Source organism: Actinosynnema sp. NPDC059335, from assembly GCF_042752395.1.
Classification (GTDB): Bacteria; Actinomycetota; Actinomycetes; order Mycobacteriales; family Pseudonocardiaceae; genus Actinosynnema.
Genome location: NZ_JBHYXZ010000140.1, coordinates 10,634 through 21,614, shown reverse-complemented (window position 1 = coordinate 21,614; position 10,981 = coordinate 10,634). Strand labels below are relative to the sequence as shown.

11 protein-coding genes, 1 pseudogene and 1 riboswitch are annotated in these 10,981 nt (G+C 73.4%); of the genes and pseudogenes, 3 read left to right on the top strand and 9 right to left on the bottom strand.

Annotation, left to right across the window (positions count from 1 at the left end):
• Positions 1-181: 181 nt before the first annotated feature.
• The 3 genes from ACFXGA_RS31755 to ACFXGA_RS31745 all read right to left on the bottom strand — a co-directional run bounded on the left by ACFXGA_RS31755 (position 182) and on the right by ACFXGA_RS31745 (position 3,959).
• Positions 182-1,204: an ABC transporter ATP-binding protein gene (locus ACFXGA_RS31755; RefSeq protein WP_378094311.1), complete on the bottom strand. Its 1,023-nt coding sequence runs from the start codon at positions 1,202-1,204 to the stop codon at positions 182-184.
• A complete protein-coding gene (locus ACFXGA_RS31750) occupies positions 1,204-2,772 on the bottom strand; it encodes an ABC transporter permease (RefSeq protein WP_378094309.1) in 1,569 nt (522 codons plus the stop codon). The genes ACFXGA_RS31755 and ACFXGA_RS31750 overlap by 1 nt, the downstream gene beginning before the upstream one ends.
• Before the next feature lie 152 nt (positions 2,773-2,924).
• Positions 2,925-3,959, bottom strand: a complete 1,035-nt coding sequence (locus ACFXGA_RS31745; RefSeq protein WP_378094307.1) for a thiamine ABC transporter substrate binding subunit — start codon at positions 3,957-3,959, stop codon at positions 2,925-2,927.
• Positions 3,947-4,063: riboswitch (TPP riboswitch) on the bottom strand. (Overlaps the previous gene by 13 nt.)
• 33 nt (positions 4,064-4,096) lie before the next feature.
• Between ACFXGA_RS31745 and ACFXGA_RS31740 the strand changes: the two genes are divergently transcribed.
• Complete coding sequence (locus tag ACFXGA_RS31740; protein WP_378094305.1) at positions 4,097-4,390, top strand: 4a-hydroxytetrahydrobiopterin dehydratase; 294 nt, start codon at positions 4,097-4,099, stop codon at positions 4,388-4,390.
• Here ACFXGA_RS31740 and ACFXGA_RS31735 read toward each other — a convergent pair.
• From ACFXGA_RS31735 to ychF, 4 genes are all read right to left on the bottom strand, one after another.
• Positions 4,346-5,644, bottom strand: a complete 1,299-nt coding sequence (locus ACFXGA_RS31735; protein ID WP_378094303.1) for a mannosyltransferase — start codon at positions 5,642-5,644, stop codon at positions 4,346-4,348. The genes ACFXGA_RS31740 and ACFXGA_RS31735 overlap by 45 nt on opposite strands.
• A 414-nt stretch (positions 5,645-6,058) precedes the next feature.
• Entirely contained in the window at positions 6,059-6,313 is a 255-nt protein-coding gene (locus tag ACFXGA_RS31730) for a Txe/YoeB family addiction module toxin (protein ID WP_378094301.1), read from the bottom strand.
• Complete coding sequence (locus tag ACFXGA_RS31725) at positions 6,310-6,591, bottom strand: type II toxin-antitoxin system Phd/YefM family antitoxin (protein ID WP_378094299.1); 282 nt, start codon at positions 6,589-6,591, stop codon at positions 6,310-6,312. The genes ACFXGA_RS31730 and ACFXGA_RS31725 overlap by 4 nt, the downstream gene beginning before the upstream one ends.
• A 98-nt stretch (positions 6,592-6,689) precedes the next feature.
• Positions 6,690-7,769 (bottom strand): redox-regulated ATPase YchF, encoded by a 1,080-nt coding sequence (gene ychF / locus ACFXGA_RS31720; protein ID WP_378094296.1) that lies wholly within the window; start codon positions 7,767-7,769, stop codon positions 6,690-6,692.
• An 80-nt stretch (positions 7,770-7,849) separates the two neighbouring features.
• Between ychF and ACFXGA_RS31715 the strand changes: the two genes are divergently transcribed.
• A complete protein-coding gene (locus ACFXGA_RS31715) occupies positions 7,850-9,133 on the top strand; it encodes a DNA-3-methyladenine glycosylase 2 family protein (RefSeq protein ID WP_378094294.1) in 1,284 nt (427 codons plus the stop codon).
• A complete protein-coding gene (locus ACFXGA_RS31710; RefSeq protein WP_378094292.1) occupies positions 9,130-9,633 on the top strand; it encodes a methylated-DNA--[protein]-cysteine S-methyltransferase in 504 nt (167 codons plus the stop codon). Before ACFXGA_RS31715 ends, ACFXGA_RS31710 begins: the two co-directional genes overlap by 4 nt.
• Positions 9,634-9,821: 188 nt before the next feature.
• Here ACFXGA_RS31710 and ACFXGA_RS31705 read toward each other — a convergent pair whose 3' ends face one another.
• Complete coding sequence (locus tag ACFXGA_RS31705; RefSeq protein WP_378094290.1) at positions 9,822-10,589, bottom strand: DUF6542 domain-containing protein; 768 nt, start codon at positions 10,587-10,589, stop codon at positions 9,822-9,824.
• Between the two features lie 37 nt (positions 10,590-10,626).
• A pseudogene (locus ACFXGA_RS31700) lies at positions 10,627-10,857 on the bottom strand (DNA recombination protein RmuC); the annotation flags it as partial.
• Positions 10,858-10,981 lie beyond the last annotated feature (124 nt).

Genomic DNA, 10,981 nt, shown 5'->3' with positions numbered 1-10,981 from the left:
AGAGACAGGGCTTCCAGCCCTACCGCAACAGTGGGCTGGAACCGCCCCCTTGACGCGTGCGGTAGCCCTCGTGGAGGTCGGCGGGATGACACGAAACCCGACCAACGACGCAACCGGGGCTTCACCACCCACCCCCGTCATCCTGCTGGCCTGCCCGTCCGGCGAGGACGCTTTTGATCTTTCACGCTTTCCCACCCTGATCCCCGATCACCGCCACCCCATCGGGATCCACCACCAACCTGACCAGCTCCCCCACCGCAGGCGGCTCCACCACGGCCGCCACCGCCTCGAACTCCCCCTCCAACCGATCCCCCGACCGGTCACCCACCGGCCCCCTCAACCTCACCACCAACCGCACGTGATCCCGCCGATGAACCCGCTCCACCACCTCCGCCTCGATCCCCCCTGACGGATCCACCCGCAACGCCGTCGCCCGCAACCCCACCCGCCCCCGAACCCCGACCAACTCCTCCGCCGCCTCCGCCCCGAGCACCCTCCCGCACCCGAGGAACCGCGCCGTCTCCACGTCCACCGGCCGCTGCCACACCGACGACGGCTCCCCGACCTGCACGATCCGCCCGGCCCGCATCACCGCCACCCGGTCCGCGAGCGTGAACGCCTCGTCGTGGTCGTGCGTCACCACCAGCGCCGTCGCCCCCGCCTCCCGCAGCAGCCGCGCCAGGTCCACCGCCAACTGCTCCCGCAACGCCCGGTCCAACGCCGACAGCGGCTCGTCCAGCAACAACAACCGCGGCCTCGGCGCGAGCGCCCGCGCCAACGCCACCCGCTGCTGCTCGCCACCGGACAACTCGGTCACCCGCCGCGCCCCGTACCCGCCCAACCCGACCAGCTCCAGCAGCTCGGCCACCCGCTTGCCCCGGGCCTCCCGCTCCACCCCCCGCATCCGCAGCCCGAACGCCACGTTCCCCGCCACGTCCCGGTGCGGGAACAGCTGCCCGTCCTGGAACACCAGCCCGAAACCCCGCCGGTGCACGGGCGTCCCGGCCAGGTCCGCGCCGTCCCACGACACCGCGCCGCCCGCGACCGGCTCCAGCCCCGCCACCGCGCGCAGCAGCGTCGACTTCCCGCACCCGGACGGCCCCAGCAGCGCCACCACCTCACCGTCCACCACGGTCAGGTCCACATCGGACACCGCGAGCACGGGACCGTACGCCACGCTGAGCCCGTCCACCCGCAACGACATCAGAACTCCCCACCGCTCGGCACCCGCAACCGCTCGATCACCAGCACGGCCGCCGTGGTCACCACCATCAGCAACGCGCACGCCGCGTACGCCATCTGGCTGTTCAACTCCCCCGGCCGCGACATCAGCCGCGCGATCACCACGGGCAGCGTCGGCGCGTCCGGCCGGGCCAGGAAGCTCGTCGCCCCGAACTCGCCCAGCGCCACCACGAACCCGAACCCGGCCGCCGCGAGCAGCGACCGCGACGCCAGCGGGAAGTCCACCTCGCGCCACACCCGCCACGGGCTCGCGCCCAGCGTCGCCGCCGCCTGCCGCAGCCGTTCGTCCACGGCCCGCAGCACCGGCAGCACGATCCGCACGATCAACGGCGTCACCACCAGCGCCTGCGCCAGCGGCACCAGCAGCGGTGACGTGCGGAAATCACCAGGCAGGGCGTTCATCGTGATCAGGTAGCCGAAGCCGAGCGTCACCGCCGACACGCCCAGCGGCAGCATGAGCGCCGTGTCCAGGGCCTCCGCGAACCACGACCCGTGCCGCCGCAACCCCACCAGCACGACCGCCGACGTCACCCCGACCAGCAGCGCCACCACCGTGGCGTCGGTCGCCACGCGCACCGAGTTCAGCGCCGCGTCCAGCCCCGACACCGCCAGCGTGCCGCGCTCGCCGGTGCCCGCCAGCGCGGCGTAGCCCGCGAAGCTCCACCCGTCGTGCGTCGCCAGGGACCGCACCACCAGCCCCACCACCGGCGTCGACAACGCGGCCACCACCAGCCACGCCGCCGCGACCACACCCCACTCGCCGCCCACCGGGCGACGGGGCGGCTCCACCCGCAGCGGCAGCCCCCGCTCCCGCCGCCGGCGCGCCAGGCCGCCGACCACCAGCACCGCGATCACCGCCGCGAACTGCAGCAGCGACAACGCCGCCGCGCCGGACAGGTCGAACAGCTCCACCGTCCGCAGGTAGATCTCCGTCTCCAGGGTGCGGTGCCGCGCCCCGCCGAGCACCAGCACCACCCCGAAGCTGGTGGCGCAGAACAGGAACACCACCGACGCCGCCGACCCGATCGCCGGCGCCAACGACGGCAGCACCACCGACGTGAACGCCCGCACGCGGGACGCGCCCAACGCCCGCGCCGCGTCCTCCGCGCGCCGGTCCACCCGCGCCCACAGCCCGCCGACCGTGCGGGCGACCACCGCGACGTTGAAGAACGCGTTCGCCAGCACGATCGGCAGCACACCCCCGTCCGGCCACAACGCCCGGAACGCGAGCCCCACCACCACCGTCGGCAGCACGAACGGCACCATCACCGCGGCCCGCACCACCCCCGCGCCGCGCACCCGGCAACGGGCCAGCAGGAACGCCACCGGCATGCCCGCGACCAGCGCCAACGCCGTCGCCGCCGCGGCCTGGCCGAGGGTGAACCCGACCAGGTCCCAGGTGTCGGCCCGCGCCAGGACCGGCAGCGGCCCGCCCTCGCCCAACCCGAGCGAGACGATCGCCGCCACCGGCCAGGCGAAGAACACGCCCAGGAACACCACCGGCAGCAACGCCGCGAGCACCCAGACCACCCCGGGCCCCGGCCGCCGGCCGCCACGCCACCCGGACCCCGCGCCACCGGACGCCCCGAACCCCCGACCACCGCGCGAACCCGACCCGAACCCCCGACCGCCGGACGACCCGGACCCCGAACCCCCGCGCGAACCGGAACCGGGACCGGACCTCAGCCCTGGACCAACGCGCGCCACTGCCGCACCCACCGCTCCCGGTTGGCGTCGACCTCGCCCGCCGGCAGCGACCGCGCCTCGGCGGGCAGCGGCGCGGCCTTCGTCCACGCCTCGGGCAACGCGACACCCTCGCGCGACGGGTACACGTACATCTGGCCCGGCACGTCCGCCTGCACCTGCTCGCCGAGCAGGAAGTCCACGACCTTCTTCGCGTCCTCGGGGTTCTTCGCGCCGTTCAGCACGCCCGCGTACTCGACCTGCCGGTAGCAGGTGTCCAGCAGTGCCTTGGTCCGCGGCGTGCCGTCGTCGCCGATCTCCGCCGACGGCGACGAGGCGTAGGACACGACGACCGGCCTCGGCCCCTTGCCGCTGGAGCCGGAGAAGTCCTGCGTGTACGCCTCCTCCCAGCCGCTGACGACCTTCACGCCGTTGGCCTTGAGCCGGCCCCAGTAGTCCTGCCACCCGTCCTCGCCGAACTCGGCGATCGTGCCGAGCAGGAACGCGAGGCCGGGCGAGGACGTGGCCGGGTCCTCGACCACGAGCATGTCCTTGTACTTCGGGTCGGTCAGGTCCTCGTACCGCTGAGGCTCGCCGAGGCCCGCGAACGCCGCGACGTCGATGTTCAGGCACACGTCGCCGACGTCCACCGCGTGCAGCCGGTTCGGCGGGTCGAGCCGGTAGCGCTGCGCGCCGTGCTGCGCCTCCGGGCTCGCGTACTCGGCGAACACGTCCTCCTTCAACGCGCGGGAGGCGAACGTCGAGTCCACGCCGAAGGCGACGTCGCCGATCGGGGCGTCCTTGGTCAGGACCAGCTTGTTCGTCACCTCGCCCGCGTCGCCACTGGCCAGCGGCTTGATCGTGATGCCGGTGTCGGCCTTGAACCGCTCCAGCAGCTCCGGCGACAGCGCGAACGAGTCGTGCGTCACCAGCGTGACCACCCGCTCCCCCGCGGGCGGCGCGTCGGACGTGGTCACCGAACAGCCCGTGAGCAGCGCGAACGCGGTCACGGCGGGCAGCACTCGTCGGAACATCATCTCTCCCTACACCGGCATGACCCGGATCAGGTGTGGACGGTCGAAGGCTCGCGCGCCTTCCTCTCAGCCCGGCGCAGCACCGGACTCCCGTGGCGAACGGACAGCTTACCCCGCGCGGTGGCACGATCGGGGCCATGGCCGAGCTGCTGACCGACGACCAGGTGACCGCCGCGCTGACCTCGCTGCCGTCGTGGCGGGCGCAGGACGCCGCGCTGGTGCGCACGGTGGAGCTGGAGAGCTTCGCGCAGGCGTTGCAGGTGGTGAACCGCGTGGCGGAGATCGCCGAGAACGACAACCACCACCCGGACATCGACATCCGGTGGCGCACGCTGACGTTCCGCTGCAGCACGCACTCCAGCGGCGGGATCACCGCCCTGGACGTGTCACTCGCGGAGGAGATCGACGGGGTGCTCGACGCCGTCCGGTGACCCGCTCCGCGACCCGCCGTCCTGTCGTGACCCGCCGACCTGTCGTGACCCGCCGACCTGTCGTGACCCGCCGACCTGTCGGGACGTCGCCGCCCGCCGGCCCCGCAGCACGACCGCGATCGTGACCAGCGTGAGCACGCCCACCGCCGGGTAGACCCAGCCGAGCGCCGACTGGTGCCAGGGCCGCGGGATGATCCAGATCGACGGCTGCGCGTTGAGCAGGAACGAGATCAGGTAGCTGCCGATCGCCAGCAGCCAGGCGACCGCCGTCACGACGGCCAGCCGGTGCCGGGCCGAGTACAGCAGCCACATCAGCGCGGGCACCGCCCACACCCAGTGGTGGCTCCACGAGATCGGCGAGACGAGCAGCCCGAGGAGCTGCACCGACACGATCATCGCCAACGCGTCCCGCGCCTTCACCGCCGCGTGCAGCGCGAACCCCGTGAGCACGGCCGCCACCACGACCGCGCCGACGAAGACCGGCCCCGTCCCGATGTCGTGGCCGACGGTGCGGGACAGCGCGCCGCGCAGCGACTGGTTGATCGCGGACCCGACCGGGCCCACGCGGGAGGCGTCGCCCAGCAGGTGGAACCAGTACTCGTTCGACAGGCGCGGCGACACCGCGTACGCCACCGCGACCGTGCCGAAGAACGCCGCGACCGACCACACGGCCGCCTTGTACTGGCGGTTCACCAGGAAGTAGAGCCCGGAGATCGCCGGCGTGAGCTTCAACCCGGCCGCGATCCCGACGCCCGCGCCCCGCGCGGCGTTGCGCGCGGAGACCAGCGTGCCGAGCAGCAGGGCGGCCAGGACGAGGTTGATCTGGCCGTAGTTCAGGGTGGTGCGGACCGGCTCGACCCAGATGAACAGGCCGGTCCACAGCATCGCGCGACGCGGGTCGCCGCTGCCGACGAGCTGGAGCGACTTGCGGGTGACGAACCACAGGCAGGCGAGGCTGACGAGCTGCCAGAACCAGCGGGCCACGCCCCACGGCACCCAGGACAGCGGCACGAAGACGAGCGCGGAGAACGGCGGGTAGGTGAACGGCAGGGCGAACTGGTCGGAGAACTCCTTGAGCCGCCACTCGTACAGCTGCCCGGTGAACAGCTCCGGCGAGGCGTTCCGGTAGACCATCAGGTCCACCATGGTCATCTTCGTCTGGAACGCCACCATCGCCAGGTGGCCGAGCAGGGACAGGCCGAGCACCCACGGCGCGAAGGCGAGAACCCGCCCTTCGAGTGTGCGCAGCCCCACTGCCCCCACCTCCACGATGGTGTGAATTACACGACTGTCGGGCCACGAAACCGGGTACCCGAACGTCAAGACGAGTGGGAGATCAACGCAAGGGGAAAATTCGCATGACCACCGACATCGTCGTGTTCACCGTCTCCGCCCTGGGCATGCTGGCCACCGCGGGGGGCGTCTTCGCCCTGGCCCGCCACAGCCGCAACCAGGTGCGCTGACGACTCCGGGCACAGTACCTCGGGGCGGTGCGACGACCGCACCGCCCCGAGGTCTGCCGGGGCCGAGGGCGAAGTCCCGCCGAGGTCGCGCACCCGCGACGAGCCGAGCCGAGGTCGCGCACCCGCGACGAGCCGACGCGGGCGAATCCGCCCCGGCCCCCGCGTCCGACGACACCCGCCCTCGGACGCCGGGCGATGCCGACGATCAGTAGTGGTAGCGGGCCGCGAGGATGACGATCTCGTCGTCGGCGACGAGGTAGACCAACCGGTGCTCGTCGTCGATCCGCCGCGACCAGGCGCCGGGCAGGTGGTGCCTGAGCGGTTCGGGCTTGCCGATCCCGGCGAAGGGGTCGCGGAGCACGTCCTCGATGAGCTTGTTGATCCGGGCGAGCACCTTGCGGTCGTTCTTGAGCCAGGACGTGTAGTCCTCCCAGCCGTGCTCCTCGAAGACGAGCCTCACTCGCCGCCCTCGCCCGCCGGTGACGCGTCGGGGTCGACGAGCGCGTGCTCGGAGAGCTTCCTCCGGCTCAACGCGTTCTCGTACGCCTTGAGGAGCCGACGGGCGTTCGCCGGCGAGCGGAGGAGGTAGGAGCCTTCGCGCAGGGCGGCGTAGTCCTCGGCGGAGAGCAGCACGGCGTTGCCGTGCTTGGAGACGATCTCGATGGCGTCGTGGTCCTCGTTGACCTTCTTGATCAGCGGAAACAGGTCCTTGCGGGCCTCGCTCGCGGTGATGGACACAGCGGGCACCCCCTCGCTCTGGTACCGGATATGGTACCACTCGAAGGGGTGCCGATGAACCCTCGGACCCGCCGACGCCGTCCGGCCGGACGGCGGGGTCACACGTTGAAGCGGAACTCCACGACGTCGCCGTCGGCCATCACGTAGTCCTTGCCCTCCATGCGGACCTTGCCGGCGGCCTTCGCGGCGGCCATCGAGCCCGCCTCCACCAGGTCGTCGAACGAGACCACCTCGGCCTTGATGAAGCCCCGCTCGAAGTCCGTGTGGATCACGCCGGCCGCCTGCGGCGCGGTCGCGCCCCGCGGGATCGTCCACGCCCGCGACTCCTTCGGGCCCGCGGTCAGGTAGGTCTGCAGGCCCAGGGTGTGGAAACCGGCCCTGGCCAGCGCGTGCAGGCCCGGCTCGTGCTGGCCGATCGACTCCAGCAGCTCCCGCGCGGACTCCTCGTCCAGCTCCAGCAGCTCCGCCTCGACCTTGGCGTCGAGGAACACCGCGTCCGCGGGGGCCACCAGCTCGCGCAGCTCCTTGAGCCTCGCCTCGTCGGTGAGCACGGCCTCGTCGGCGTTGAACACGTACAGGAACGGCTTGGCGGTGAGCAGGCTCAGCTCCCGCAGCAGCGAACCGTCCACTTCGGACTGCGCGGCGAACAGGGTGCGGCCGCCGTCCAGGACCTCGCGCGCCTTCTGGGCCGCCTCCAGCGCCGGGCGGCGGTCCTTCTGCGTGCGGGCTTCCTTCTCCAGCCGCGGGATGGCCTTCTCCAACGTCTGGAGGTCGGCCAGGATCAGCTCGGTGTTGATCGTCTCGATGTCCGCGCCCGGGTCGACGCGGCCGTCCACGTGGACCACGTCGGAGTCGTCGAACACCCGGATGACCTGGCAGATCGCGTTCGCCTCGCGGATGTTGGCGAGGAACTTGTTGCCCAGGCCCGCGCCTTCGGACGCGCCCTTCACGATGCCCGCGATGTCGACGAACGACACCACCGCCGGCACCTCGCGCTCGGAGCCGAAGATGTCCGCCAGCCTGCTCAGGCGGGCGTCCGGCAGCGGCACCACGCCGACGTTCGGCTCGATGGTCGCGAACGGGTAGTTCGCCGCCAGCACGTCGTTGCGCGTGAGGGCGTTGAACAGGGTGGACTTGCCGACGTTGGGCAGGCCGACGATACCGAGGGTCAAACTCACGGTGGGTGAGTCTACGCGCCCCCGCCGTCGTGTCCGATTCCCGCGAGACCGCACGTCCCGCCGCCGGCAGAGTGGGGTCCGTGCTCCTCGACGCCGAACGTGCCTACCGGGCCGTCGCCGCCCGTGACGCCCGGTTCGACGGGTGTTTCATCCTGGCCGTGCGGACGACCGGGATTTACTGCCGCCCGTCCTGCCCGGCCGTGACGCCGAAGCGGCGCAACGCCGAGTTCTACCCGACCGCGGCGGCCGCCCAGTCGGCCGGGTACCGGGCGTGCCGGCGGTGCCTGCCCGACGCGGTGCCGGGCTCACCGGAGTGGAACCTGCGGGCCGACCTGGCGGCCCGCGCCATGCGCCTGATCTCCGACGGCGTGGTGGAGCGGGAGGGCGTGCCGGGGCTCGCGTCGCGGCTCGGCTACTCGGAGCGCCACCTGACCCGCGTGCTGACCGCCGAGCTGGGCGCAGGGCCGCTGGCGCTGGCCCGCGCGCACCGGGCGCACTCCGCGAGGCTGCTGATCGAGACGACCGACCTGCCGTTCGGCGACATCGCGTTCGCCGCGGGGTTCGCCAGCGTGCGGCAGTTCAACGACACGATCCGGGCGGTGTTCGCGAGCACGCCGACGGCGATGCGCTCGGCCCGCTCGGTCTCGACCACGGCGGGCCGCATCACGCTGCGCCTGCCGTACCGGCCGCCGTTCGACGCCGCCGGGCTGCTGGCGTACTTCCGGGCGCGGGCGATCCCGGGTGTGGAGCACGTCACCGAGCACTGCTACGCCCGGTCGCTGCGGCTGCCGCACGGCGAGGCGACCGTGCGGCTGGAGCCCGCGGCGGGGTACGTGTCGTGCTCGCTGCGGCTGACCGACCTGCGCGACCTGGGCAGCGCGGTGAGCCGGGTGCGGCGGCTGCTGGACCTCGACGCCGACCCGGTCGCGGTGGACGGGTTCCTGTCCGCCGACCCGGTGTTGCGCGCGTCGGTGCTGGCCCGGCCGGGCGTGCGGCTGCCGGGCAGCGTCGACGGCGCGGAGACCCTGCTCCGGGCGCTCGGCCACGACCTGCCGGGCGAGCCGCTGGAGCACCCCGACGGCCCGGTGACGCACCTGTACCCCGCGCCGGCCGCCGTCGACTCGCCGGTGGCGCGTGCCCTGGCCGACGGCGCCCTGCGGGTGGACGTGGGCCGTGACGCGGACGAGCTGCACGCCGAGCTGTCGGCGTTCCCCGGCGTCGGGCCGCGGGTCGCGTCGTACGTCGTGATGCGCGTCCTCGGCGCGCCCGACATCTCCCTGACCGGCGATGACATCGCGTGGCGCCCGTGGCGCTCGTACGCCGCGATGCACTTGGACGCCATGACCCTGAGGAGGACCGCGTGAGCACCGCCCACGTGTCGACCATCGACACCCACATCGGCCCGTTCACCGCCGTCGTCGCCGCCGACGGCGCGGTGCTGGCCGCCGGGTGGACCGCCGGCGCGGACGACCTGCTGCCGCAGGTGTCGCCCTCGCTGCGGCCCACGACGCTCATCCCCCGCCGCGACCTCGGCCCCGTGACCAGGGCCGTGCGCGCCTACCACGCCGGTGAGCTGGACGCGATCGCCGACATCCCGGTCCGGCAGCACGGCGGCGAGTTCCTGCGCCGGGCGTGGGAGGCGCTGCGGACCGTGCGGGCGGGCGAGCCGATCAGCTACGCCGACCACGCCTCGCTGGCCGGCAACCCGGCCGCGGTCCGCGCCGCGGCCACCGCGTGCGCCCGCAACGCCGCCGCCCTGTTCGTCCCCTGCCACCGCGTCATCCGCACGGGCGGCGCGCTGGGCAACTTCCGCTGGGGCGCGGACGTGAAGCGGCGACTGCTGGAGCACGAGTCGGCGCGGTGACGGGCGGAACCGTCGCCGAAGTCGGCGAAGCCCGCCGTCGCCGCGGACGGGCGAGGGCCGGCCGTCGCGGGCGGGCGAGGGCCGGCCGTCGCGGGCGGGACGTCCGGCCGCTGATCAGGCGGGCGGCGCGTGGACCGATCGCCGCCGGACCGGCAGCGGTCGGTCGTCGCGCGAACGGGAGCGACGGATCAGTCGTCGTCGCGCGGACGGGGGCGGGGGGGGCGGTTGCCCTCGCGCGGCGACGCCGGGCGGCGCGGGCGGTCCCGGTCGCCGCCGGACGCGGGGCGGGGGCGCTTCGGGCGGTCCTCGTCGGCGGCCTGCGCGGCCGGGCGGCGGCGGTCGGCCGCGGCCTCGGGCCGGTCGGCGCGGGGGCGCTTCTTCGGCCGCTCGTCCGACTGGGCCTGCTCGGCGCGGTCGGCCCGCTCCGCGCGGCGCGGCTTCTCCGGCTTGCCCTTGGCCTCGCGGATCTCGTCCCTGGTCGGCCGGTTCGGGTCCTTCTGCGTCGTCACCCGGACGATGCCGAGCAGCACCGTGCACGCCGTGGTGATCGCCATCGCCGGGAACCCGTCGATCAGCGGCTTGCCCAGGGTCAGGCCGGCCGAGGCCAGCCCGCCGTCGGGCATGCCCTGGGTGAACACCACCAGCACCGGCACGACGATCGCCAGGATCAGCGGCGGCTGGACGACCGGGCCGAACATCGACCGGCGCTCCACGAACACCACCGCGCCCACGCAGCCCACGAAGAACGTGACCGCGAACACCCAGCCCACGGTCTTCGCGGCCGAGCCCACGTCCACGTAGGTGCCGACGATGGCCACCACGAACGCGATGAGCACCGCTGCCCACCAGGGCAGACCTCGGAACTTGCCGAACATGGCGCGGTCGTTCCAGCGGACGGGGGAGTAGTCCTCGTCCTCCGGCTCGCTGCGCGAGTCGTCACGCGTTGCAGCGGTCACGCACACTCCTCGTCCGGCTCAGTCCCGACACACTCTATTACGCCTCCCGGGCGTCCAAGGGTGCACCGAGGCCGGCTTCGTCGTTCCGCCGCACCAGCGGCAGCGGCGTGACGTCGGACGACGCGTGGCTCAGGGGCTCCACGGCGGCCCGGAAACCTTCCAGCGCGTCCAGCTCCCGCCGCCGCGCGGACAGGAAGCGCTGCAGGTGGGTGCTCGACAGGTTCACCGCGTCGATCGCGCCGTCCGCGGCCCGGTGCGCCCGGGACGCGGCCGCCCTGACCTGCCTCACCGAACACCCCGCCGGACCGAACAAACCGGCCCCACCGAACACCCCGCCCCCCACCCAACACCCCCCGCCACCCCCACCCAACAGCCGCACACCCGATACCCCC